The following is a 22,543-nucleotide window of genomic DNA, read 5'->3' on the forward strand; positions in this document are numbered from 1 at the left end:
GTGGTAGCTTCGCCGGGCCGGGCCCGCAGGGGGTCCGGCCCGGACGAGACGTGCGCCGTACCCGGCCTGCCAAGACGACGCACCGAGGAGACCTCGTGAACGCCGGCCCCTCCCTGATCGACTTCGGTGACGCGCCGCTCCCCGCGCGTCCGCTGGACGTGCGCTGGATCCACGGTTCGCCGTCGGCCAAGCACAACACCGACCCGGACATCCAGGTCCACGCCTACGACGAGCACACGATGGTGCTGCGGCAGAACATGGCGATCGACTACGAAGCGCCTTTCCTGTTCCTGCTGTTCGGCAACGAGCGGGCGGTGCTGATCGACACCGGGGCCACCGCGTCCGCCGACCTCTTCCCGCTGCGCCGGACCGTGGACGGGCTCGTCGACGACTGGCTCGTCCGCAACCCCCGTGAGGGCTATGAGCTGTTGGTGCTCCACACCCACGGGCACGGCGACCACGTGGCGGGTGACGGGCAGTTCGCCGACCGGCCGGGCACCAACGTGGTCGGTGCCGAACTGGCGACAGCCTGGGCCTACTTCGGGTTCGACCATGCCCCGGACGCGGTGGCACGCGTCGACCTGGGCGGCCGCGTCCTGGAGTGCCTGGCCACGCCCGGGCACCACGAGGCGGCCGTCACGTACTACGACCCGTGGACCGGGTTCCTGCTGACCGGCGACACCGTCTACCCCGGCCGGCTCTACGTGGCGGACTGGCCGGCGTTCGCCCGTACCGTCGACCGCCTGATCGAGTTCTCCGAGCGCCGGCCCGTCACCCACGTCCTCGGCTGCCACATCGAGATGACCAGCGAGCCCGGCGTCGACTACCCGATCCGCACCACCCACCAGCCGGACGAACCCCCACTGGAACTGACCACGGACCACCTCCGGGAGCTCCGCACGGCCCTGTCGGCCCTCGGCGACCGCCCCACCCGGCACGCCTGCCCCCGCTTCATCATCTGGCCCGACACCTGAGCCGTCGGTGACCAGCCGGTGAGAGCCGTCGTACGGGTGTTCTGTCAGGTCTCGACCGGAACGGACTAAGATCGCAGGCGCTATCAGAATCCATGTTCGAAGGGGACATATTTCATGGCTCAGGTCACGCTGAAGGGCAACCCGGTCCAGGTGAACGGCACGCTGCCCACCCCCGGCACCCAGGCCCCCGCGTTCGCCCTGGTCGCGGCCGGTCTGGCCGACACCTCGCTGGCCGACTTCGCCGGCAAGCGCAAGCTGCTCAACATCTTCCCGAGCGTCGACACCCCGACCTGCGCGGCCTCGGTCCGCGCGTTCAACGAGAGCGCCGCGAAGCTCGACAACACCGTCGTGCTCTGCATCTCCGCCGACCTGCCCTTCGCGCAGGCACGTTTCTGCGGTGCCGAGGGCCTGGAGTCCGTCCAGAACCTGTCGACCCTCCGCGGCCGCGAGTTCCACGCCGCCTACGGCGTCGACATCGCCGACGGCCCGCTGGCCGGTCTGACCGCCCGCGCCGTCGTCGTCCTCGACGAGAACGACACCGTCCTGCACTCGGAGCTCGTCAACGAGATCGCCGAGGAGCCGAACTACGAGGCCGCCCTCTCGGCCCTGAAGTAAGCCCGGCCCGCCCACGGGCGGACGCGCGTGCACCCGCGGGCGGGTGGCGACCGGCGATCCCGGCCGCCACCCGCCCGTCCGGCTGCCCGGGCGCGGCCCCCGCCGAGCCCGCCCCGCCTCACCGCGCTTCGAGCGACATCCACCACTCCGGCTGCTTCAGCCCCGCGAAACCGACCTTCGCGTACACGTCGTGCGCGTCCGCCGTGGCCAGCAGGATCCGTCGCAGCCGGTACGGGGCGAGGTGCTCGCGCACCGCCGTGACCAGCGCCGTCCCGAGCCCCTTGCCGCGTGCCTCCGGGCAGATGTACACGTCGCACAGCCACGCGAAGTCCGCCAGGTCCGTCACCACCCGCGCGTAGCCGACCTGCGCCCCCGAACCCCGTTCGTACACCCCGAAGTTCAGTGACGCGGAGATCGCCTGGTCCTGCTTCTCGCGGGACCGGTCGCGCGCCCAGTAGGCGTCCTCCGACAGCCACTTGTGGACCAGGTCGGGGTCGATCCGCCCGGTGTCGCCGGATATCTCGTAGTCGGCGTGAATGTCAGCAGTCATGGCCGAATCCAAGCAGGTCCGCCCCTGCATCACCGCCCAATTTCACGGCGCGCAGCAGCCGCGGGCCGGGACGCGGCCTGGTCGCCCCCGCGGTCCCGTCACCCGGATTGCCCATCCGCCGGCTCCTTCCCTGCGCACGGCATGCGAGCTGTGGTTTCCTGGGCCGCCCCGCCGAGTAGCGGGATCACTACGTGGAGTGAAGGGGATGCTGTCGTGAGCGTTCTGGACATGAAGCTGGACCGGTCGTTCGACGTCTTCGACGCGGACCGGGACGGCCGGCTGGAGAAGTCGGACGTGGTCGGGGTCTCGGACCGGCTTGCCGAGTCGCTGGGGGTCGCCGCGGACGACGTCGCCGAACTCCGGGACTCGCTGGAGGACCTGTGGAACACCGTCTTCGCGAAGATGGACCGCGACGGCGACGGAGCCGTCGACCGGCAGGAGTTCCGTGCGTCGTTCCGCAAGCGGATCATCACGGACCAGAACCGGATCTGGGACCGCATCCGCCGGATGAGCAACGCCTGGACGCAGCTGGGTGACCGCGACGGCGACGGCATGCTCAGCCGCGAGGAGTACACCTCGCTCCTCCACGGCATGTTCCGGCTGCCCCGCGAGACCTTCGACGAGGCGTTCCGGCACCTGGACGTCAACGGCGACGGTCAGTTGAGCCGCGACGAGATCAGCGCCGCGATGAAGGAGTACTACACCAGCGAGGACCACACGGCCCGCGGCAACCAGTTCTTCGGCCGCCTCTGACGGACGGACGGCCACCCGCCGCCGGGAGCCGGGCACGCCGGGAGCCGGGCACGCCGGGAGCCGGGCACGGCGGGGTACGGCGGCGCGGGGTACGGCGGTGGCGCGGCGGGGCGTGGCGGTGGCGCGCCGGGCGCACGCCGGGGCGGGCCTGCCGGACCCCCGGTCTGCCCCGCCGCTCCATACCGCACTCCGTCCTCGACCCGCAAGCGCGGTCCCGCGGCCGATGCGTATCACGTGTGGGCTCGTTGATCACCCACGGAAGCCGATCGACGCACCGCACCCCTGGAGGACCCCGATGGCCGATGTCGCACTGCCGGTGATCGTCCTGTCCGATCCCGACCCGCTCCGCCGGCACGAGACGGCAGAGCTGGTGCAGGGCTGGTACCGGACCTCGTTCCGGGTCCTCCAGGCCGGCGGAGCGGCCGAAGTGGCCCGCGCGCTGCGCTCGTTGGCCGACCGGCAGGTCCCCGTGGCCGCCGTGCTCTCCGAGGAGGCCCCGGACCCGGCCGCCGCCCCGCACCCCGGCGTACGGTGGCTGTCGCTCGCCGAGCACGCCCCCGCGGCGGCCGCCGGCAGCGAGGACGACCGGGCGGAGCGCCTGCGCACCGCGCTCGACGACTCCCTCTGCTCCTGGAACGCCGACTGCCACGGCGACTTGCCCACCGCCGAGGTCCGCGGCAGCCGGTTCTCGCCCGCCGCCTACGCCGTACGCGACTTCCTCGGCCGCAGCGGCGTGATCTTCCGCTGGCGGCCGGAGGAGGACGTCCGGGACGCACCGGTGACCGTCCGGCTCGGCGACGGCACCGAGCTGGTGAACCCGTCGATCAGCGAACTGGCCGAACGCCTCGGCCTGATCCGGCCCGCTGAGCAGGACCGCTACGACGTCGCCGTGATCGGCGGCGGCCCCGGCGGCCTGTCCGCGGCCGTGTACGCGGCCGCCGAGGGCATGAGCGTCGTCGTCATTGAGGACGACGCGCCGGGCGGCCAGGCGGGCACCACCTCCCGCATCGAGAACTACCTCGGCTTCCCCGTCGGGCTCACCGGCGGCGACCTCGCCCAGCGCGCCCTCCAGCAGGCCCGCCGCGCCCGCGTCGAATGGCAGCCCACCCGCGTCGCGAGCCGGATCACCCCGGACGGCGCCGGCGGCCACACCGTCGAGTTCGTCAAGGCGGGCACCGACGAGACCGCCTCGGTGACCGCCGCCGCGACGGTCGTCGCCACCGGCGTCGACTGGAACCGGCTGACCGCCCCCGGCGTCGACCGCCTCCTCAACTCCGGTGTGTACTACGGCTCCTGTCTCTCCGACGCGCCCTCGACCGCCGGTGAGGACGTCTACATGGTCGGCGCCGGGAACTCCGCCGGCCAGGCCGCCCTGTACTTCGCCCGCTACGCCCGCTCCGTCACCCTCCTCGTCCGCGGTACGGACCTCGGCTCCGCCATGTCGAGCTACCTGGTCCAGCGCATCGAACGGACCCCCGGCCTGAAGGTCATGCTGGCCACCGAGGTGGCCGAATGCCTCGGCGGCACGACCCTCACCGGCCTGCGGCTGCGCCGGCGCGACGGCGGCGAGCAGACGGTCGGCGCGCACTGCCTGTACATCATGATCGGCGGGCACCCGTCCACCGACTGGCTCGGCGGCGTCCTCAAGCTCGACGACCGCGGCTACGTGCTGACCGGCAGCAGCGGCGCCGGCCCGGACGCCCTGCCGATGGAGACCAGCGTCCCCGGCGTGTTCGCCGTCGGCGACGTGCGCTCCGGCTCCGTCAAGCGGGTCGGCGCGGCGGTCGGCGAGGGCGCGGCCGTCGCCCAGTCCCTCGTCGAATACCGCCGCCGCCACCCCGACCGCTTCCAGGACGCCCGGGCGACCTGCGCGTTCTGACGGCGCCCGGACGGACGTGGACCGGAACCGCCGTGCCTCCCTGCGATCGGGGCGGGCGGCGGCGGTCCCCGGACCCGCCCGCCCGCTCGTCCGCGCTGGTCAGAGACGCTACGGCCGGTCCCCGGGCGGCGTGTACCCGCAGTGCTCCGGGCCGCAGGAGTCCTGATGCCCGCGGCCCCACAAGTACACGTCCCGCTCGGTTCGCAGCGCGGCGAACGCCAGGCGGCGCTGCCGGCGGCGGGACACGGTGGCGGGGAGCGCGGCGAAGGTCTCCGGCAGCACCGCGAGCGAGCCGGTGACCACCTCGCCGTCGGTCATCCGCACGAGGATGCGGCACTCCCACGGACCGCGTTCCGCATCCGCTCCGGGGGCGGAACGGGGGTGGCGGCCCGGGTCGGGTACGACGTAACAGGGTGCATCGGCGTCGAGGTGCGCGTACAGCCACGGACCGGCCTTCCCCAGCCCCAGCGCCAACCGCTCCGCCTCCTCGTACAGGGCGAACAGCCCGTCGCGGTCCACCGCCTTGAGCACCCTCGCCGTCCGCGGCAACGGCCCTTGCCCGCCGGGGTACTTGACCGGCCAGCCCGCCAACAGGCCCACGCGCTCCAGCAGGTTCGGCTCCGGCGCACCCCTGCGGTACTCCGGGAACGGCGGCGGCGGGGTCCAGTCGTACCCGCCCCGCTCGACGACACGCAGCATCCACGCGCGCCGCCCCTCGCCGGCCGTGTGCCACCGGTAGCTCATCGGGCGCGCGAGCATCGCCTCCTCCCGGCTGCCGAGCGGTCGGCCGCGGGCAGGCCGTCGCGCGGGCATCTCGGCAACTCCCTGCATGTCGCGGCAGAAGCCGGCCAGGCGATCGATCCTGTCGAGCGCCTCGGCAGGGGACAGGTCCTGCTCCCCATTCCTCGTACGCCGGACCAGCGCGCGGATCTCCAGAAGCGCCTCGTCCGCCAGCAGCGCCGCGAGCGCCCGGTCGTCGATCGTCCGCGTACGGGCTGGTGGCAATGGCATCCGCCGATCGTGCCACAGCCGTACGCCTACGCCGACGGCCGGTCGTAGGTCCGAGGACTCAGGTCCAGGGCGGCAGCGCTCTCGTCCCCCGGCCCGATGCACGGCCGCCTGGCCGTCCCTACCTTGATCCGCATGGATACCGACCACGCGCAGGGCACGTACGACGAAGCACTGGAGCGGCTGCACCGCTCCGGCCCGGAACGGCTCGGCAGGCTCACCAACCACGCGCCGATGGTGGTCGAGGCACTGGCCGCGCGCGGTCGCTCCGATGCCGTACACCGCTGGCTCGACCGCTACGAGGGGAAGCTGGAGGAGTTCCCGCCCGGCTTCGAGCCCGTCACCGAAGCCGGTTGGCGGGAGGCGCTGGGAGATCCGCGCCGACTTGCCGACTGGATCGACCACTTCAGGCGTGCCGTCGCCGAATGGCCGTGGCGCGATGTCCTGGTGGAGTGGTGGCCGCGCCTGCTGCCCGGCTTGTGCGGGGGCTCGACCCACCCGGTGATCCGCGTTGGGCACGCCGTACGCGCCCTCCTGCACGGCGGCGAGACCGCACCCAGGATCGCTGAACTAGCGCAGGGGCTGGGCTATTGGGCCGCCCGGCACCGGCCGGTGACCGGCATCGTGCCGATCAGCGGCGCCGGCGGGGCGGCCGGGGCGGCCGGGGCGCTGGACAGGGTGCCGCGGATCCGGGACGGCGTACCGGACGGGTTCCCGGCCCGCCTGGCCGCCGTGGAACGGCTGCCGGTGTGGGCGGCGGACACCACCGAACCAGACCTCGCAGCAAAGCGGTTGACGGGACTCGTCCGTGCCGCCACCCACCGCTACGCCACCCACGGCCACGGCGAGGAGACCATGCTCGTCCACGCGGCCACGGCCCCCAACGCGGTCTTTCGCTGCCTTCCCGCCCTGCCCCGTGCCCTGTGGGCACCCAGTCTGCAGGCCGCCTGGACCGCCGCCGCAGCCGTGACGGCCATGTACGCCCCGGCCGACCCCCTCTCGGTCCACCCCACGGGTGCGCTCGACCCGGACGAGGTCTTCGGCCGCGCCCTGACCCACGGCGACGAGCACGTCATCAAGCTCGCCGACACCGCCCTGGACGTGTCCGACGAGCCCGCCCTCGCCGCGGTCCTGCGCGCGATTGAACTGAGTGCGCCGGTGGCCGGCTGACGGCTCAGGAACGGCGGGCCATCAAGTGGGCGTCCAGGTAGCCGCGTTCGGAGGACGGGTCGTGGAGGAGGCGGGTGAAAGGGGTCAGGCCGGCGGCGGTCAGCAGGTCGGCGAGGCGGTCCGGCGGCCAGCAGTAGGCGGGGGCCACCTTGTGGTCAAAGCGGACCGGCTCCGCGTGCGCGTCGGTGCCGAAGAACGAGAGGAGGAGCAGGCCGCCGGGGGCCAGCGCGCGGACCTGCTCGGCGAGCACGGCGGGCAGGTCCGCGGGCGGGGTGTGGATCATCGAGTAGTGGGCCAGGATGCCGCCGAGCGCGCCGTCCTCGACCGGCAGCGCCTCCATCCGCGCCTCGTCGAAACGCAGCGCCGGATGGGCCCGCCGGGCATGCTCGACCATTGCGGGGGACAGGTCCAACCCGAAGGCCTCCAGGCCCAGTTCGTGCAGCATGGCGGTGAGGTGACCGGGCCCGCAGCCGACGTCGGCGGTCCGCAGGTTCCCGCCCTCCACGACCAGTTCGGCGAAGGTGCGCACCATGGCCCGTGCGAACGGCCGCGTCTCCAGCCGGTCCGCGAACAACGACGCGTACAGCTCGACCACGCCGTCGTAGGCGTGCCTGGTCTCGTCCTGGTGCTCGATCACGCGCCGAAACTAGCACCCGTACGGCAGTACGGCCGTACGGGCGGCGCCGACGTCAGGGGGACGGCGGCGTCCAGTCGGCGGGGAGGCCGGACTGGGTGAGGACGGCGCCGAGGTCGTAGTGGTCCTCGTCCGCCGCGATGCGGCACGGGTGCCGGCCGTCGAGGTCGAGGAGGGTGGTCATCGGCACGGCGAACGGCTTGGGTGCGCCCTTGAGATGGCCGGAGTAGACCGCCCGGACGGTGATGCGCCCACCGGAGCGGTGGGTGCTGCGCACGGTCACGCGGACGTCGGCGATCAGGCGGTCGGCGCGGGCCTTCCAGCCGGCGATCTCCTCACGCCCGCGGAACGTGACGCCCACCGCCTTGTCCGTGTACGTGCCGTCCGCGGTGAACAGCGCGCCGAGCGCCTGCGGGTCGCTGCCGTTCCAGGCGCGCGCCCAGTCGGCGACGACCTTCGGCGGGCGGTGTCCCGCGTCCTGGGCGGCGTGGGCGGTGGCGGTGGCGGTGGCGGTGCACAGTGCGGTGGCGGCGAGCAGCAGCGGCAGGGCGCGGGACGACGACATGGCGGGTTCCTCCGGTGTGGTGTGGGCGTACGGCCCGTGCGGGCCCGGCCCACAGACTCACCTCGGGAGGTGTCCACTTCCCACCCCTGGCGGGGCCGACAACTGTCCGGGACTGTCCGCGGGTGCTCACTCCCTCGACGTGCCGGCTACCGAGCGGCCCCCGACACGTACCGCCACACGGCGTGATCCAGACCGCCCGGTTCGTGCCCCAGCAGCACTGCTGCTTCCTCGTACACGCCGCGCAGTTCTGCGTACGGAAGGTCCGGGATCCCGGCCTCCGCTGCGAACGTACGGAGATGCACGTCGATGGCGACCTGCGAACCGCCGACGAGATTGCCGAGGTAGTCGACGGTCTTCGGTCCCACTCCGGTCACCGCGCGCAGAGTCGCCCGGTGTGCCGGCCGGCCGAGCCATGCACGGAGGTCTGCGTGCGTGTCGCCCCCGTGGGCGGTCAGCAGTTCGGTGAGTGCGTGGGCCGTCGCCACCTTCCGCGGAGCGTTGAAGGCCATGGCCCGCGCGAGGTCTTCCGTGGCGAGCCGTGTCTTGAAACCGCGGACCGTCGCGGCATCGGGCCACGCCTGCGCAAGCCGTTCCAGCCGCGGCCGGAGCGTGGCCTCGTACATGCATCGCGCGTGAAAGCTGGCGTCGCAGATTACGACGCCCATGTGGGTCCAACCACCGGAGCGGTGGAACGGGCCGTCACCGAGGAGGCGCTGAACATGGGCTGCGAGCCGCTGGGCGGGACGGGGTCCGGTCATGTACCGATGATGGCGCTCCGGTCCGATGATCTGAGCGGAAACGGGAAATCGGCGGGTCGGATCACGCGGCCGCCTGGGAGGAGTGTGCAGTGGGCGACAGGACCGTGGGTGTAGGGGTGTTGGGCTGTTCAGGTGGTGGGGGGTGGGAGCGGGTGTGGCGGGGGAGGGGGGCTGCTATCACCTTCGACCATGAAGCTCTTTGCGTCCGCGGCGCTGGCTGCGGCTTCGGTGGTGTCGGTACTCGTTCCCGCTGGTCCGGCGGCGGGTCAGCAGACGGTGTGGTCGTCCGATCTCGGGACCGGGGTGTGGGGTACGTGCTGGGACGGCAAGGGCAGCTGGTCCTGCACGGTGTCGGCGGAGGTGGCCGAGAGCCGGTCGTTCTACGCGCCGCCCCGGAAGGTGGGTGACATCACCGTCAACTGCACGCGCGAGACGGTCCGCAACCAGCGGGACGTCACCGTCAGGCGCCCCGGGGCGGCCGAGCTGACGGGCGGCAGCACCCCGGCCGGGGTGCGCCGGCCCACCCGTTTCACCTGGTCCGAGGAGACCACCCGTACGCTCACCGAGACCATCCAGCCGAACGAGGCCTCCTGGTTCGAGGTCCAGCAGGCCCGCGAAACCGGCACCGCCTCCTTCACCATCACCGACGACGCCGGCCGCGTGCAGATCCGGAAGGCCGAGTTCGACGGCCCGGGCCTGACCCTGCCGGACCGCCTCTTCCAGAAGACGGGCCCGCTGAACAGGGAGGAGCTGGCCGGCTGCCGGCGGTAGTGCCGCCTCCGGCGACGCCCGCGAAGGACCGGCTCAGGTCCGGGGTGCGATCTCCTCGAGTTCGTCGACGGTGCCGGACATGACGGTCCGGATGTGCGCGGTCAGGTGCTCGGTGGGCCAGTCCCACCAGGCGAGCGCGAGGAGACGGGCGACGTCGTCGCTGCCGTAGCGGGTGCGGATGAGGCGGGCCGGGTTGCCGCCGACGATGCCGTAGTCGGGGACGTCGTCGGTGACGACGGCCCCGGAGGCGATGACCGCGCCGTGCCCGATGCGGACACCGGGCATGACCGTGGCGCCGTAGCCGAACCAGACGTCGTTGCCGACGACGGTGTCGCCCCTGCCGGGCAGGCCGGTGATCAGGTCGAAGTGCTCGGCCCAGGAGCCCCCCATGATGGGGAACGGGAAGGTGGACGGGCCGTCCATCCGGTGGTTGGCACCGTTCATGATGAACCGCACCCCGGTGCCCAAGGCACAGAACTTCCCGATGACCAGCCGCTCCGGCCCGTAGTGGTAGAGGACGTTGCGTGTCTCGAACGCGGTGGCGTCGTCGGGGTCGTCGTAGTACGAGAAATCTCCGACGTCGATCAGCGGCGAGGTCACCAGCGGCTTGAGCAGGACCACTCGCGGCTGGCCGGGAATCGGGTGGAGCACGGTCGGGTCCGCGGGAAGACGGTTCACGGCAGGTCGCTTTCGGTCGGTGGCGGATCAGCGCCGGGGTGCGGCAACGACGCCTACGGCGGCCAGGAGCTGCACCGGGAACTCCGGGTCGGCCTGACCGACGGCAAGCGCCAGCCACCGACCGGAACCCGGCGGCTGCCAGACCTCCATGCTCCCGGCGACGCCGGACAGGAAGGGGAGCGGCCCGTCCCCCGGGCCGTCGTACTCAGCGTACGCATCCAGCTCGACCGCCTCCGGAGCGCCCCACCGGGACGTCAGCCGCTCCACCAGCACGCGAAGTTCCCGCTCGACCTCCCGCTCGACCGCCTCGGTGACCTCTTCGCTCCGGTCCTCCCAGAAGTCCCTGCTCTCCCACAACACGGCCAGCAGATACCCCGGCCCACCCCACCACCCATCGGCCCCCGGCCACCCGTCCCGCTCCGGAAACGGCCGGCCGAGCAGCCCGTCGACGGCCGAGAGACGGACATCCACCGGTACGGATTCGCTGGTCATGCCCAAAGCGTAGGCCGTCGCCGCGGGATCGGCCCTCATGACGGAGGCTCGTACGGGCCGCCGCGGACATGGCCGTCGTGGGGCGGGCGACGCCGAGCGCGCGACCGCCGCACCGCGGGCACACGACCATGATCCGGGCCGTGAACCGGGCCAGCGACCCACCCGCGTCACGGTGACGAACGACTTCGGCACCCGGTTCGCAATCCATGCCGCCCACCCTCGCAGCCCTGCACCCCGGCAGGCGACCGGGTTTCCGTGTGCTCCGTGTGCTCCGCGTGTGACACACATCGGCCGGCGGAGGTTCCGTGTACCGGACGCCCCCGACGCCGATGGCCTCCTGTTCCAGTACGGGACCTACGCCTTCGACGGCCCGCCGACGTTCACGCTGGACCTCACGCGACAGTTCGAGGTCACGGACGGTGCCGGCGGCCACGACCATTACGTGCAGGTCCATTGCGAGCTGCGCTACGACCCCGCGCCCGCCCTGGCGGCTTTGGGGAGCTTCGACTCGTGGTTCTTCCACGGCGCTGGAAGCGACCTCGACGAGTGGGCCAGGGGGCTGACTGGACGGGCGGCCTGGTCGGCGATCCGCGGCCGGAAGGCGGCCGGGATCAGGGTGTACCAGGAGCGGGTGTAGCGGAGGCCGCTGCGCACGAGGTCGGTGGTCCGGCGTCCTCGGTGAAGTTGCGGTGGCCGACCCCTCGTCGTTGATCGCGCATTCCGGGCCGGAAACCGGTGGACGGTCTCGGGGAAGAGCACGTACGGTGTGGGTTCGCGCCCGGAGACGAACGGAAGGAGGCGAGTGCCGTGCAGTTCACACCTTTCCAGCGCTCCCTCTTCTGCTGTCCCGGCGTGGTTCGTCCGTACTGATCCGACCGGGAGCGCTCCAAGCAGCCTGTATCCCGGAGGAATCCATGACCGATACGGTCATCCGCGCGCTCTCCGCGAGCGACGCCCATCTTTTCGACGCAATGCCCGACCCCCTGGGTGCCCGTGACGCCCATCGGCTCACCCGGTTCCGCCCCGACTGGAAGCGCGTCGCCCTGCGCGACGGCCAGGTCGTCGCGCGCGGTGCGTGGTGGGGTGGCCCCGACGACGCGCAGCCCGTCAACATCAACTGGTTCGACGTGGCCGAGGGCGAGGAGGAAGCCGGGGCCGCGCTCCTGCGCTCCGCACCCTGGCAGGTCGAACTGGAAATCAACCTGCCCGGCGGCTGGCGGGAGGAGGCCGGTCTGCGCGCCGCCGCCGAAGCGCGGTTCGCCGCCGCACGAGCCGCAGGGTACGAACTCCTGGTGGAGCGCCTCATCTACCGCTGGACCCCGGAACAGGGCCTGCCCGAGCGGCCCGGCCGGCTGCGCTTCGGCGCGGAGCCCGACGACGCCGTGTTCTTCGACGCGTTGCGCCGCATCCACTCCGCCACCCTGGACGCGCACGCGCTCCGGGCCATCGAGGAGGGCGGCCTCGACCGGGCCGCCCAGGAGGAACTCGACTTCTTCCACTGGTGCCCCTCCCCGCGGGAGTGGTGGCAGACCGCGCACACCCCGGAGGGCGACCTCGCCGGCATCCACATCCCGGCGCACAACCCCTCCGGCCCGACCGTGGGCTTCATCGGAGTCGTCCCGGAACAGCGCGGTCGCGGCTACGCCCACGACCTCCTCGCGGAGTGCACCCACGTCCTCGTGGAGCAGGGCGCGGAGTTCATCGGCGCGGCGACGGACCGGACCAACGTCCCGATGGCCGCGAACTTCGCCAAGGCCGGCTTCCCCGTCGTCCGAGAACGCATCAACTTCCACCCGGCAGACCCCGCGGGCCCGGCGGCCCCCGCGTCCTAGGTCCGGGCGGGCCGAGCCCGGCCGCGCGTCGTACCGGGCGGGCGGGCTCGGCAGGGGGTGTCCCAGGCGACGCCCATGGTCGCGTTGGCGGAATCGAAGAGGCCGCATCCGGTGGTGGGCCAGCAGAGGGCGGTGAGCGCCGCCCACGTCGCCGGGGTCCGACGTCCGATGCGCCTGCCGGACGGTGTGTCGTTCCCCTGCGTGGTCATGTCTGCTCCCCCGAGCGTTTCGCCGTCAACGGCCCAGGTGAGTACCCGTGTTCGCCAGTTTGATCATCATAGGGAGCGGTCCGCCGTCCGCCGTCCCCGGAAGCTCCGCCGTGATCCACGCCTGCCCGGCGCCCGCGTCCGCCCTTTCGTGGAAGTTGGGCGCTAGCTGACCACTGCCGCCAGGGTGATCACGTTGGCGGCGAGGATGGCGGCCCGCATGTCGCGGATGGCGGACTGGAGGGGGGCGGTGGTGGCGGAGTGGGTGGTGGCGATCTCCTGCATGCGGACGGTGACGTGGTCGGTCTCGGTGTGGGGGAACGCCAGGCGGTGGAGCTTGGTGGCGTGGAGGATGGCGATGAGGCCGGTGGTGCGGGTGTCGGGGACGGCACCGTTCAGGACCACGGCGTGCAGGCGGGCGCGGAGTTCGCGCTCTGGCGTGCCGTCGGCCTCCGGGTAGCGGCGGATCGGGAACAGGCCGAGGGCCTTCGTGGTCTGCTCCGCGACCACGCCGCGCTCGCACAGGCTCTCGATGGCCGCGGAGACGGCCTTGGGCTGGTCCTTCACCAGCCACTCCGCCACCCGGCGCCGGTCCCGGCCGCGCATCCACTGGCCGATCGTTGCCAGCCGGCCGTCGAGGAGGGCGTTCCCCGTCGGGGTGGGGTCCGTGATGGTGAAGTGGTTGCCGGTGATGGAGAGGCGTCCGGCGAGCAACAGTTCGAGCAGGATCGCGCCCGACACCGCCCATCCGGCGGCCTGGCGCCGCTTCGCCGACCCGGTCTCGTCGTCCAGCGACAGCAGCATGATCTCTTCGGCGAGCGTGATGGTCATGGTGGTTCGTTCCCCCGTGCGTTCCCCTGATCGTCTTTCATCCGGTCAGACGCGGGATGAACGGGAGAAGTTCCAGCTGGGAGGGGTGATTGTCCGGACGTCAGGCCATGCCGGCAGGGCGGTGGGGATCGAGTGCCGGGGCCGGACCCAGGGCGAACTCGCACACCTCCATCCCGGCGACCGACGTGTGGTCCCGGTCGAGTTGCAGCCACACGCGAGGCGCTTCCTCGTCGTCGAGGTGGACCCAGACGTTGTCGGCGCGGTCCGCGGGAGCGGTCCGCAGGTACGTACACGTGGGGCTGCAGCCGCACCAGCCGTGGAAGCGCACCCGCGGCAGAGCCGCCGCCAGGGTGGGCTCGCCTTCGGCGACCAGCGCCGCATCCAGGTAGGCGACCAGCGCGGGGTACACGTCGGCCAGGAGCGGCGGTTGGGTCTCGTTCACCCGGTCAGCCTAGGGCCTGGTGCCGCCCGGAGAGCGGCCCGCGATGTCCGGTGCTGCCCCGGCGTGGGTGTCACCGGCACGGGTGATCCGGGGGAAAGGCCCCAGGCGGAGTGAGTACGGGGACTCAGGTGGTGGGGGGCGGGGGCCGAAGACGATGGGGTGGAGATCGTCGGAGGCGGGGGAGAAACGTCATGCTGAGTGCTGTTGCGGACAGGTTGCTGCCCGTGTTCGGGCGGCTGTCGGTGAGCACCGACACCGATGCGGACACGGCGTTCGTGCCGGGGAGCATCATCGCCGCGAACCACACCTCGCTCGCCGATCCCGCCATCGTGCTGGCCGCGCTGCGGCGGCTGGGAGCGGAGCCGGTGGTGATGGCTGCGGCAGGGCTGTGGCGGGTGCCGGTGCTCGGGCGGGCGCTGGCGCGCGGCGGGCACATCCCGGTGTTCCGGGGGGACCGGCGGGCCTCGGCCGCGCTCGACTCCGCGGCGGAGGCGCTGGGGCGGGGCCGGCTCGTGCTCATCTACGCCGAGGGTGGGCTGCCGCGCCGCGAGGACGTCGCGGAGGCCGCTCCCGAGGCGTTCCGGAGCGGGCTGGCGCGGCTGGCCGAGCGTACTGGGGCGCCGGTGGTGCCGGTCGGGCAGGCCGGGGCGCGGCGGATCACCTCGGGGAACGTCGCCAAGCAGCTCGCGGGGGTGGCGACCGCGCCTCTGCGTCGTCCGGACCTGCACGTCCATGTCGGTGCACCGGTGCGGTTGAGCGGCGCTGACCACCGGGAGCGTACGGAGCGGGCACGCACGGCGGTGACCCGCGCGTGGCGGACGGCGGCCGCGCGGCTCGACGAGCCGGCCGCGTTTGCGGGGTGATGGGGCCGGGGGTCGGCGGGGCGCAAGGATCGGGGCTCTGCCCCGGACCCCGCGTCTCAAGCGCCGGCGGGGCTGGATTTCGGGCTCTGTCCGGGTTCCGTGCCTCGTGGGTCGGCGGGGCGCAAGGATCGGGGCTCTGCCCCGGACCCCGCGTCTCAAGCGCCGGCGGGGCTGGATTTCGGGCTCTGTCCGGGTTCCGTGCCTCGCGGGTTGGCGGGGCGCAAGGATCGGGGCTCTGCCCCGGACCCCGCGTCTCAAGCGCCGGCGGGGCTGGATTTCGGGCTCTGTCCGGGTTCCGTGCCTCGCGGGTTGGCGGGGCGCAAGGATTGGGGCTCTGCCCCGGGCCCCGCGCTTCAAGCGCCGGCGGGGCTGGATTTCGGGCTCTGTCCGGGTTCCGTGCCTCGTGGGTTGGCGGGGCGCAAGGATTGGGGCTCTGCCCCGGGCCCCGCGCTTCAAGCGCCGGCGGGGCTGGATTTCGGGCTCTGTCCGGGTCCCGCGCCTCGCGGGTTGGCGGGGCTCAGAGATCGGGGCTCTGCCCGGGGCAGGGCCCGTACGGGGTCCGGCCCCCGCGCCGTGCGCAGGGGCCGGGAAACCGTGTCGGCTTGGCCCTGTCAGCTTGACGGGCGGTTCGTGCGGTAGCTGTCGCGGAGGGACTCCAGGATGCGGGAGGCGTCCGGGTGGCCGCCGGTGCGGCAGCGGTCGGCGGCGGTGGCGAGGCGGGCCATCGCGTCGTCGTAGCGGCCGAGGCCGTTGCCTTCGACGAGCGCGGCGAAGCGCACCGCCTCGGCGCGCGGCAGCTCGCCGGGCTCGCCGCCCTCCTCGTACGAGGTGACGGCGGCCTCGGCCGCGACCAGCGCGTCGGAGAAGCGTTCCGCCTCCGCCAGGACCCGCGCGCGGCGGTATGCCACGGCGCCGGTCTCGTGCCAGCGGACGAAGGGCTCGTCCTCCGGTACGGCCGCGATCACCGCGTCGGCCTGCGCGAGGTGCCCGAGGGCGGTGTCGAGGCCGTCGGCGCCGCGGGCGGCCATCGTCAGGCGGGCGAACTCCGCCATCATCTCGGTGACATGGGCCGGATGCGGCGCCTCGGCGTGCGAGGCGACGGCGCGCTCGTACGCGGTGCCGGCGGCGTCCCAGCGGTCCGCCGCGGCGAGGGCCACGGCGGCCTCGGAGGCCACCAGGGTACGGGTCTTGCCGTCCTCCTCCTTCCAGCCCGCGACGATGTCCGCGAGGCGCAGCAACTCCTCGGCGGCGGGCAGGTGTTCGTCCAGATCGCGCAGGCCGCGGGCCAGCATCAGCCGGACCTGGGCCATCATCCGCTCGTGCTCCGGACGGCAGGCCTCGTCGGCGGAGACGACGGACTCCAGGACGGCGACCGCGTCGGCCTGCCGGCCGCTGCCCGCCAGCACCTCGGTCAGCTGGAGGCGCAGTTCGGTGGCCTCGACGAAGGCGCCCTCCCGGTCGTGCCGGGCGGCGCCCTCCGCGAAGTGCCGGACCGCGCCGTTGCTGTCGCCGAGGTGGGACGCCGCGTGGCCCAGCAGCGCGTACGTCGATGCCACCGGGAAGTCCGTGTCGTCGTGGCGGACGGCCTCGGCGAGCGCCTGGTGGAGGAGGTCCGAGGCTTCGGCGAACTCGCCCTTGGAGAGCAGGAGCTGGGCGAGACGGGCGCGCGGGCGCGGGGTGCGCCAGGGCATCTCGGCGGCGGTGACGTCCGCGATGGCCGCCCGGAGCGCGGCCTCGGCGGTGTCGAGGTCGCCCAGGGCGCCGGCCACGTCGGACCCGAACTGCCGGGCGTTGGCCACGTGGTGGGCCCGGCCGAAGCGTTCCGCCTCGGTCCGCAGGCGGCCGTTGACCTCCTCGAACCACGCGCTCAGGGCGCCCCGCTCCGGTCCGGCCTCCGCCCACTGCCGGTGCACGGCGTGGTAGGCGGCGTACGCGCACGAGTGCAGCACGCCGAGGTAGCCGGTGACGCGGTCCGCGGCGGTCTCGGCGCCGGAGGCGGCCGCCTCCTCCGGGGTGGCCCCCTCGGTCGGCGGGGCCTCGTCCAGCAGGCGGGCGGTGAGCCCCATGGTCTTCTCGATCAGGGCCCGGACCTCGGCCACGTCCGCGGGCCCGTCGGCTTCCGCCCCTTCGGCGTGCCCGCTCCCGAGGCCGTTGGTCGTCAGTGCGAACCCGCGGGTCCGTGCCGACAGGGCGTCCCAGCACCGGCCCAGCCCGTCGTACAGCTCGGCCGCCTGCTCCAGCTCGGCGAGGATCTCCTCGTTCCGGCCGTCTTCCCGGGCGAGCACGAAGGCGCGCTCCTCGGCCAGTTCGGCCCGGAGCAGCTCGGCGGGGCCGAGCCGGACGTCGTGGGCGGCGGTGCCGTTTGCCAGGCGTTCGCCGATGCGCTGCCACAGCCGGGAGTCGCCTGGGTGCCGGGCTTCGGCGAGCCGGCGGGCCTCGCGCACCAGCTCCACGAAGTCCTCGGGCACGGTCACCGCCGCGGCCGGTGCCACGGCGGTCGCCGCCAGCGCCCCCGGCTGCGCCGGTCCGGAACGTACGAGCGTGCTCTGGAGCCCGAGCGGCAGCGGCTCGGCGAGCAGCGGCTGCTGCGCCAGCCGGGCCCTGCGGCGGTCCCCGACGGCCGTCGTGCCGTTGCGGGCGTCGAAGGACGCGGCGAGCGGCTCGGCCTCGGCCCGTACGTGGGCGAGGAGCCCGGCTGCGGTCCAGCTGCGGCCGAGCGGACCGGCGACGGCCGCCTCGCCGTGACCGTCCGCGACGATCCGGGCCAGCAGCAGCTCCACGCCCGTCAGGAAGCCCAGCCGGTCGAGCGGGGCACCGGTCGCCTCGAACAGGGGCCGGTTCTCGGCGAGGATCTCCAGACCGCGGCCCTCGTTGCGGGACAGCGCGCAGAACTCCAGGTGCAGACCGGCCTCGTGGAGCATGCCGGTGTTGCCGCGGACCCGCCGGTAGCCGGTGAGGTGGTGCGAACGGGCCTCGTCCGTACGGCCGGTGCGCAGCAGCGGGAGCAACGCGCGGGCCTGGCTCATCTGCGGCTCCTCGCTGCACGACGAGTCGCCGTCGAGGACCGGGTGCCAGATGTCGAGGGCCGCGTCGTCGTCGCCGGCGGTCACGTGGTGCCAGGCGAACTGCCGTACCTCGCAGGCCTCGCAGTCGCTGAGGTCGGTGCGCGGGCGGGTGGCCCACAGGTCGTACGTGTGCTCGGTGCCCGCGCCGATGTGAGCGGCGACGTGGTGGCGCATCGCGGCGACCGGCTGGAGGGCGTGGCCGGCCTCGCGGTAGCGGGCGGCCATCCGGTCGACCCAGGCGTTGACGGTGGCCAGCGGCACCTCGGGGACCTGGAGCAGGGAGGTGGTGACCCACTTGAAGCGCCAGAAGACCTGGTGCGCCTCCCACTCGCTGAACGCGCCGGGGGAGTCCTCCCACAGCTTCAGCAGCCGGGCGAAGACGACCGGCGCCTTGCGGTGCTCGCCGGTGAACTCGTACGCCGACATCAGCTCAAGCAGGGCGGTCACCAGGACGTCCGGCTGTTCGAACGGCTCGGCGGCCTCGGCGAGTTCTTCGGCGGTCACGGTGCGCGGCAGGCCGTGCGGCCGCTCGTTGTTCTCGCGGAGCGCCTCGAACACGGCCTCGGGGGTGTCCAGCATTTCTACAGTTCCTTCCGGGGCTCGGAGCCGGGGCCGGTGATGTCAGGGCCGGTGATGTCAGGGCCGGTGATGTCAGGGCCGGTGCCCCCGGGGCCCGAACCACCGCTCCCCGGCGTCCCGCTGTGGTGCATGGCGTGGGTGAGCAGACCCATGAAGGCCCGGTTGAGCAGCGCGCTCTCGCTCGCCCGCAGCGGGCGGCGGCTGAGCAGCAGGGCCTGCCCGTACAGCGCTTCGGCGGTGGTGACCGCCAGCCCGCGTTCGGTGACCGTGAGCGCCTGGCGGACCAGCGGGTTGAGGTGGTTGAGGACGAGCTGCGCCGGTGCGGTCTCCTGGCGCAGCGAGCCGAGGATGTCGGCCCACAGGCCGTCGCCGTCGGTGGCCAGCCCGGCCCGGGTCCGCTCGTGGCGGGCCTCGCGGTTGTCGAGCAGCAGCGCCGGGGCGGTGACGGGCTGGAAGTCACGCAGGACGACGTCGCAGTCGTGGGCGCCGATGGTCTCCCGGGCGACGGCGAGGAACGCGGCCGCGCGGAGTTCGGCGGTCGGGTCGACGGCGTCGAGGTGGGCGGTGACGGTCGCCGGGTCGAGATCGGTGACGGTGGTGCCCGGGCGGACCTCGGGCAGCCGGTGCACGAGGTCCCGGTCGTATGTGTACCCGCCGTTGACGACGCCCAGGCCGGCGGCCGACGCGATGGGGGAGACCTGCCGGAACTCCTCCACGCTGCGGGTGACCAGCACCGTGCGGTGCGTGCGGACGAACTCCTCCAGCGTGACGTTGCCGTCCGTGGTCTCGAACGGCAGCCACGGCAGCACGATCCGCAGCAGCTCGTCGTCGTACCGGGCGAGCGCCTTGACGGCCAGGTGGTGGATGCCGATGAACCGGTGCAGGAGCGCCGGGTCGCTGGCCGCCAGACCCGTCAGCCAGTCCCGGATCCGGTCGCCCAGCGCGTCGCGCACGGCCGACAGGGTGCCGTCCTCGTACAGCGCCTCGCGGGAGGCGGTGGGGCGCAGGCTGGTGGTGTCGACGACGCAGCGGACGAAGAACGCCCAGTCCGGCAGGAGTTCGGGCGCGCGGTCGGTGAGCAGCATGCCCTTGAGGTGGACGCGGTGACCGGCGCGCTGGGCGGGGCTGACCGCGGTCGGCAGCACGTACGCGACACCGCGCAGCCCGGCGGCCGGCAGGTCGAGCTCGATGGTGCCGAGCGGGGTGAAGTCGAACAGGTCCCGGCAGTACGCGGTGAGCGCCTCGCGGCGGGCCAGCGGCGAGCGGTGCTCCAGCTCCCACGGCGGCGCGGCGGTCACGAGTTCGCCGTCGCCGCGCGGGCCGACGACGGTGACCGGGTGGCGCAGCAGGCCGCCGTAGTGCCGGGCCAGCCCGGTGACGCGGTCGGGGGCGGTCCACTCGGCGTTGTCGGCGCGCGGGGTGAGCCGGACGGTGGTGCCGGGCTCGGGCACGGCGGACGCGGGCAGCGTATGGATGCTGTAGCGGCCGTCAGAGTGGCCGCGCCATTCGACGGCGGGCGCGGCCGGGTCTGCGGCGGACCGGCTGAGCACGGTGATCTCGTCGGCGACGACGAAGCAGGCGAGCAGGCCGATGCCGAACTGGCCGATGAAGTCGCCGCGGGCGGCGTCCAGCCCGGCGCCGTCCAGGGCGCCGTCCGCGGTCCGCTTGGAGCTGCGGCCGATGGTGGCGAGGAACTGGTGCACGTCGGCCTCGGTCAGGCCGATGCCGGTGTCCGTGACGGTCAGGGTCTCACCGGTGCGGACCGTGATCGCGCCGGGCGCACCCGGCTGGACGGCCTGGCGTGCGGTGATCGCGTCGACGGCGTTCTGCAGCAGCTCGCGCAGGTAGACGCGGGGGCTGGAGTACAGGTGGTGGGAGAGCAGGTCGACGAGTCCGCGGAGGTCGACCTGGAAGGTGTGCGTGCTCTCGGGGTTCTGGGGTGACGTCACCGGCGGCAGTCCTTCGGCGTGGCGAACGCCCGCGCCGGTCGGGCGGGGGCGGGGTGGGTGCGAGGGGGGCGGGTGCGAGGGCGCGGGTGCGCGCGGCTCAGCGGCCGGCGGCCGAGCGGTGCTTGCGGTAGGCGGCGACGGAGTCGTTGTCCAGGTAGTTCCACGGGGACTCCGTGACGCGGCCCTCCGTCGCCTCGAAGCACTCGCGGGCGGCGGCCCGGTCCCCGGCCAGGGAGAAGGCCATGGCGAAGGCGTTCAGCATCCCGATCCACGAGCGGCCGGGCACGCAGTCCGGGTGGCGGTACGAGTGGTCGGCCGCGGCGTGCAGCGACTCGCGTACCTCCGGGCGGCGCATGTACGCGGCGTCCTCACCCGAATCCAGCCGCAGCCACTGCTCGATGTGCGCGTCCGGGACCAGCCCGCCGAGCCGGGTGCCGGCCGGGGCGCCGAACACGGACGCGCGGGCGAAGGCGTGCATCTCCTCGTGGGAGCCGCCCCACTTCTCGCAGACCTGCTGGAGCTGCTGGTCGTGCGCGCCCACGTGCTGCGGGGAGCGGCGCACGGTCGCCTCGAAGCGGCGGCGGGCGATCTCCTGGCCGACCTGGAGGCCGCGACCGGTGGTCTGGAGGCCGTACCAGGGGTCCGACCATGTCGGTTCCAGCTCGGCGGCTTCGTACAGCCACTGCTCGCCGGTCCGGAGGCGTTCGTGGAACGTCTGGAACTGCTCGCGCGAGACGTGCTTGGCCAGGGCGCCGGTACGGGCCTCCCAGCCCCAGCAGATCTGCCGGAACCCGCCGATCAGGCGGAGCACGGCCGAGTCCGGCTCCGCCGCGATGGCCCCGGCGACCCACTGCTCGACGCCGGCGATGTCCGCGACCGCCCACAGCAGGGCCGTTCGGTTGCCGTCCTCGGTGCTCGCGTCGAGCATCGCGCGGACCGTCGCCCAGTCCGCCGCGGCGGCTGCGGCGCGGATGCGCGGGAGCTCCGCGTCGCCGGAATCCTTGTCCAAGTAGGCGACGGGTCGTCCCGTCAGCCGTCCCAGCGTGCGCCCCATGTCACGGAGCAACGCCATGTCCCCCACCCCTTGCCGTGTCCACACGGGGAAGCCGTCGGTCCGCCCCCCGTGGGGATAGTGAGTATCACGCGCGTCCGACATTCGCACACTCGTTTGTGCAGGCCAGGGGCGTTTCGGGATGCTTCCGGCATTACGTGTGGGCCCGGTCGTCCCGAACCGAGGTCCGGAAAACGGGATGCCCCGCTGCCCGCCCGCGGTTAGCCTGCCTCGTTGCGCACCCGCCATGGAGGTTCCCGAGTATGAGCAGCACCACCACGTCGTCGTTGCCCGAGCGGATCGAGCTCGAGGGCGAAGGGCTCGTCCTGCGTGACTGGCGGGAGGAGGACCTGGCCGGGATGCCGGCGATCTTCGACCATCCCGACATCGCATACTGGACGCCGATCGTCTCCCCCTTCGACGACGAGGCCGCCCGGACCCGCCTGGACACGGCCCGCCGGCTGCGGGCGGAGGGCAAGACGATCCTCCTCGCCGTCACGGTCGACGGCGGCGAGGCGCTCGGCGAGGTGATGCTGCGGCGTTCCCCCGAGGCCATCGAGATCGGGTACGCGATCGGGCCCGCGAACCGTGGACAGGGCCTGGCGGCGCGGGCGGTGAAGGTGATGGCGGCCTACGCGTTCGAGGAGTGGGGCGTGCAGCAGGTGGTGCTGGAAGTGGAGGCCGAGAACACCGCCAGCGTCTCGGTCGCGACCAGGGCGGGCTTCCGTCTGCTCGACGTACCGCCGATCCACGGCGCCGAGAAGGGCCGCCCCTTCGTCCTCCAGACCTGGGGCTTCGACCGCCCCTGACCCACCGGCCCCCCAGCCCCCCACCACGGCCGGCCCCGCAGCCGCCCACCACGGCGGGCCCCGCCGGCG

The 22,543-nt window shown here is 73.4% G+C and carries 23 protein-coding genes and 1 riboswitch; of the genes, 10 read left to right on the plus strand and 13 right to left on the minus strand.

The features are described from left to right. Positions 1–15 precede the first annotated feature (15 nt). Positions 16–84: riboswitch (guanidine-III (ykkC-III) riboswitch) on the plus strand. Between the two features lie 11 nt (positions 85–95). Both LG634_RS02865 and tpx read left to right on the plus strand, forming a co-directional pair. Continuing rightward, on the plus strand, positions 96–974 hold the full coding sequence (locus tag LG634_RS02865; RefSeq protein WP_226731966.1) for an MBL fold metallo-hydrolase: 879 nt from the start codon (positions 96–98) through the stop codon (positions 972–974). Positions 975–1,088: 114 nt separating this feature from the next. After that, positions 1,089–1,589 carry a thiol peroxidase gene (tpx, locus tag LG634_RS02870; RefSeq protein ID WP_226731967.1) on the plus strand — a complete coding sequence of 167 codons (501 nt, stop codon included), beginning with the start codon at positions 1,089–1,091 and terminating at the stop codon, positions 1,587–1,589. 118 nt (positions 1,590–1,707) lie between these two features. Here tpx and LG634_RS02875 read toward each other — a convergent pair whose 3' ends face one another. Further along, entirely contained in the window at positions 1,708–2,139 is a 432-nt protein-coding gene (locus tag LG634_RS02875; RefSeq protein WP_226731968.1) for a GNAT family N-acetyltransferase, read from the minus strand. 213 nt (positions 2,140–2,352) lie between these two features. Between LG634_RS02875 and LG634_RS02880 the strand changes: the two genes are divergently transcribed. Further along, positions 2,353–2,892, plus strand: coding sequence for an EF-hand domain-containing protein (locus tag LG634_RS02880; protein ID WP_226731969.1), 540 nt, complete (start codon positions 2,353–2,355; stop codon positions 2,890–2,892). A gap of 295 nt (positions 2,893–3,187) precedes the next feature. Then, positions 3,188–4,771, plus strand: a complete 1,584-nt coding sequence (locus tag LG634_RS02885) for an NAD(P)/FAD-dependent oxidoreductase (protein ID WP_226731970.1) — start codon at positions 3,188–3,190, stop codon at positions 4,769–4,771. Between the two features lie 108 nt (positions 4,772–4,879). Here the strand turns inward: LG634_RS02885 and LG634_RS02890 are convergent, their stop codons facing one another. Then, positions 4,880–5,782 (minus strand): hypothetical protein, encoded by a 903-nt coding sequence (locus LG634_RS02890; protein ID WP_226731971.1) that lies wholly within the window; start codon positions 5,780–5,782, stop codon positions 4,880–4,882. A 132-nt stretch (positions 5,783–5,914) separates the two neighbouring features. Here LG634_RS02890 and LG634_RS02895 point away from each other — a divergent pair, with 132 nt between their 5' ends. Continuing rightward, positions 5,915–6,949 carry a questin oxidase family protein gene (locus LG634_RS02895; protein ID WP_226731972.1) on the plus strand — a complete coding sequence of 345 codons (1,035 nt, stop codon included), beginning with the start codon at positions 5,915–5,917 and terminating at the stop codon, positions 6,947–6,949. Between the two features lie 4 nt (positions 6,950–6,953). On the opposite strand, the gene LG634_RS02900 is transcribed toward LG634_RS02895, so the two are convergent. From LG634_RS02900 to LG634_RS02910, 3 genes are all read right to left on the minus strand, one after another. Beyond that, on the minus strand, positions 6,954–7,586 hold the full coding sequence (locus tag LG634_RS02900) for a class I SAM-dependent methyltransferase (protein WP_226731973.1): 633 nt from the start codon (positions 7,584–7,586) through the stop codon (positions 6,954–6,956). A gap of 52 nt (positions 7,587–7,638) precedes the next feature. After that, positions 7,639–8,148, minus strand: a complete 510-nt coding sequence (locus tag LG634_RS02905; protein WP_226731974.1) for a nuclear transport factor 2 family protein — start codon at positions 8,146–8,148, stop codon at positions 7,639–7,641. Positions 8,149–8,294: 146 nt separating this feature from the next. Further along, positions 8,295–8,771, minus strand: a complete 477-nt coding sequence (locus LG634_RS02910) for a DUF8548 family protein (protein ID WP_226731975.1) — start codon at positions 8,769–8,771, stop codon at positions 8,295–8,297. A gap of 324 nt (positions 8,772–9,095) precedes the next feature. Here LG634_RS02910 and LG634_RS02915 point away from each other — a divergent pair, with 324 nt between their 5' ends. Beyond that, complete coding sequence (locus LG634_RS02915; RefSeq protein ID WP_226731976.1) at positions 9,096–9,677, plus strand: hypothetical protein; 582 nt, start codon at positions 9,096–9,098, stop codon at positions 9,675–9,677. Positions 9,678–9,710: 33 nt separating this feature from the next. On the opposite strand, the gene LG634_RS02920 is transcribed toward LG634_RS02915, so the two are convergent. Together LG634_RS02920 and LG634_RS02925 are read right to left on the minus strand one after the other, a co-directional pair. Beyond that, positions 9,711–10,355, minus strand: coding sequence for a CatB-related O-acetyltransferase (locus LG634_RS02920; RefSeq protein ID WP_226731977.1), 645 nt, complete (start codon positions 10,353–10,355; stop codon positions 9,711–9,713). 27 nt (positions 10,356–10,382) lie between these two features. Continuing rightward, a complete protein-coding gene (locus tag LG634_RS02925; protein ID WP_226731978.1) occupies positions 10,383–10,847 on the minus strand; it encodes a hypothetical protein in 465 nt (154 codons plus the stop codon). A 277-nt stretch (positions 10,848–11,124) separates the two neighbouring features. Between LG634_RS02925 and LG634_RS02930 the strand changes: the two genes are divergently transcribed. Beyond that, positions 11,125–11,484 (plus strand): hypothetical protein, encoded by a 360-nt coding sequence (locus tag LG634_RS02930; protein ID WP_226731979.1) that lies wholly within the window; start codon positions 11,125–11,127, stop codon positions 11,482–11,484. 277 nt (positions 11,485–11,761) lie between these two features. Next, on the plus strand, positions 11,762–12,679 hold the full coding sequence (locus LG634_RS02935) for a GNAT family N-acetyltransferase (protein WP_226731980.1): 918 nt from the start codon (positions 11,762–11,764) through the stop codon (positions 12,677–12,679). Here the strand turns inward: LG634_RS02935 and LG634_RS02940 are convergent. The 3 genes from LG634_RS02940 to LG634_RS02950 form a co-directional block, all read right to left on the minus strand. Continuing rightward, positions 12,676–12,888 (minus strand): hypothetical protein, encoded by a 213-nt coding sequence (locus tag LG634_RS02940; RefSeq protein ID WP_226731981.1) that lies wholly within the window; start codon positions 12,886–12,888, stop codon positions 12,676–12,678. The genes LG634_RS02935 and LG634_RS02940 overlap by 4 nt on opposite strands. A 162-nt stretch (positions 12,889–13,050) precedes the next feature. Beyond that, positions 13,051–13,716, minus strand: a complete 666-nt coding sequence (locus LG634_RS02945) for a GOLPH3/VPS74 family protein (RefSeq protein ID WP_226731982.1) — start codon at positions 13,714–13,716, stop codon at positions 13,051–13,053. A gap of 100 nt (positions 13,717–13,816) precedes the next feature. Beyond that, complete coding sequence (locus LG634_RS02950; RefSeq protein WP_226731983.1) at positions 13,817–14,158, minus strand: hypothetical protein; 342 nt, start codon at positions 14,156–14,158, stop codon at positions 13,817–13,819. A 191-nt stretch (positions 14,159–14,349) separates the two neighbouring features. Here LG634_RS02950 and LG634_RS02955 point away from each other — a divergent pair, with 191 nt between their 5' ends. Continuing rightward, positions 14,350–15,021, plus strand: coding sequence for a lysophospholipid acyltransferase family protein (locus LG634_RS02955; RefSeq protein ID WP_226731984.1), 672 nt, complete (start codon positions 14,350–14,352; stop codon positions 15,019–15,021). Between the two features lie 611 nt (positions 15,022–15,632). On the opposite strand, the gene LG634_RS02960 is transcribed toward LG634_RS02955, so the two are convergent. The 3 genes from LG634_RS02960 to LG634_RS02970 all read right to left on the minus strand — a co-directional run bounded on the left by LG634_RS02960 (position 15,633) and on the right by LG634_RS02970 (position 21,686). Further along, positions 15,633–18,665 (minus strand): hypothetical protein, encoded by a 3,033-nt coding sequence (locus LG634_RS02960; protein ID WP_226731985.1) that lies wholly within the window; start codon positions 18,663–18,665, stop codon positions 15,633–15,635. A 2-nt stretch (positions 18,666–18,667) separates the two neighbouring features. Beyond that, the gene (locus tag LG634_RS02965; RefSeq protein WP_226731986.1) at positions 18,668–20,614 is read right to left on the minus strand and encodes an HSP90 family protein; all 1,947 of its coding nucleotides are present in this window, start codon (positions 20,612–20,614) and stop codon (positions 18,668–18,670) included. A gap of 97 nt (positions 20,615–20,711) precedes the next feature. Continuing rightward, on the minus strand, positions 20,712–21,686 hold the full coding sequence (locus tag LG634_RS02970; protein ID WP_226731987.1) for a hypothetical protein: 975 nt from the start codon (positions 21,684–21,686) through the stop codon (positions 20,712–20,714). A gap of 242 nt (positions 21,687–21,928) precedes the next feature. On the opposite strand from LG634_RS02970, the gene LG634_RS02975 reads away from it, so the two are divergent. Then, positions 21,929–22,474: a GNAT family N-acetyltransferase gene (locus tag LG634_RS02975; RefSeq protein ID WP_226731988.1), complete on the plus strand. Its 546-nt coding sequence runs from the start codon at positions 21,929–21,931 to the stop codon at positions 22,472–22,474. The last annotated feature ends 69 nt before the right edge of the window (positions 22,475–22,543 follow it).

The sequence above is a fragment of the Streptomyces bambusae genome (genome assembly GCF_020532645.1).
GTDB classification, from domain to species: domain Bacteria; phylum Actinomycetota; class Actinomycetes; order Streptomycetales; family Streptomycetaceae; genus Streptomyces; species Streptomyces bambusae.

Coding starts and splice junctions, on each gene's coding strand:
- LG634_RS02925 (WP_226731978.1), bottom strand. CDS start 10,847: ATGACCAGCGAATCCGTACCGGTGGATGTCCGTCTCTCGGCCGTCGAC.
- LG634_RS02875 (WP_226731968.1), bottom strand. CDS start 2,139: ATGACTGCTGACATTCACGCCGACTACGAGATATCCGGCGACACCGGG.
- tpx (WP_226731967.1), top strand. CDS start 1,089: ATGGCTCAGGTCACGCTGAAGGGCAACCCGGTCCAGGTGAACGGCACG.
- LG634_RS02945 (WP_226731982.1), bottom strand. CDS start 13,716: ATGACCATCACGCTCGCCGAAGAGATCATGCTGCTGTCGCTGGACGAC.
- LG634_RS02910 (WP_226731975.1), bottom strand. CDS start 8,771: ATGTACGAGGCCACGCTCCGGCCGCGGCTGGAACGGCTTGCGCAGGCG.
- LG634_RS02890 (WP_226731971.1), bottom strand. CDS start 5,782: ATGCCATTGCCACCAGCCCGTACGCGGACGATCGACGACCGGGCGCTC.
- LG634_RS02955 (WP_226731984.1), top strand. CDS start 14,350: ATGCTGAGTGCTGTTGCGGACAGGTTGCTGCCCGTGTTCGGGCGGCTG.
- LG634_RS02935 (WP_226731980.1), top strand. CDS start 11,762: ATGACCGATACGGTCATCCGCGCGCTCTCCGCGAGCGACGCCCATCTT.
- LG634_RS02915 (WP_226731976.1), top strand. CDS start 9,096: ATGAAGCTCTTTGCGTCCGCGGCGCTGGCTGCGGCTTCGGTGGTGTCG.
- LG634_RS02895 (WP_226731972.1), top strand. CDS start 5,915: ATGGATACCGACCACGCGCAGGGCACGTACGACGAAGCACTGGAGCGG.
- LG634_RS02975 (WP_226731988.1), top strand. CDS start 21,929: ATGAGCAGCACCACCACGTCGTCGTTGCCCGAGCGGATCGAGCTCGAG.
- LG634_RS02940 (WP_226731981.1), bottom strand. CDS start 12,888: ATGACCACGCAGGGGAACGACACACCGTCCGGCAGGCGCATCGGACGT.
- LG634_RS02960 (WP_226731985.1), bottom strand. CDS start 18,665: ATGCTGGACACCCCCGAGGCCGTGTTCGAGGCGCTCCGCGAGAACAAC.
- LG634_RS02885 (WP_226731970.1), top strand. CDS start 3,188: ATGGCCGATGTCGCACTGCCGGTGATCGTCCTGTCCGATCCCGACCCG.
- LG634_RS02905 (WP_226731974.1), bottom strand. CDS start 8,148: ATGTCGTCGTCCCGCGCCCTGCCGCTGCTGCTCGCCGCCACCGCACTG.
- LG634_RS02970 (WP_226731987.1), bottom strand. CDS start 21,686: ATGGCGTTGCTCCGTGACATGGGGCGCACGCTGGGACGGCTGACGGGA.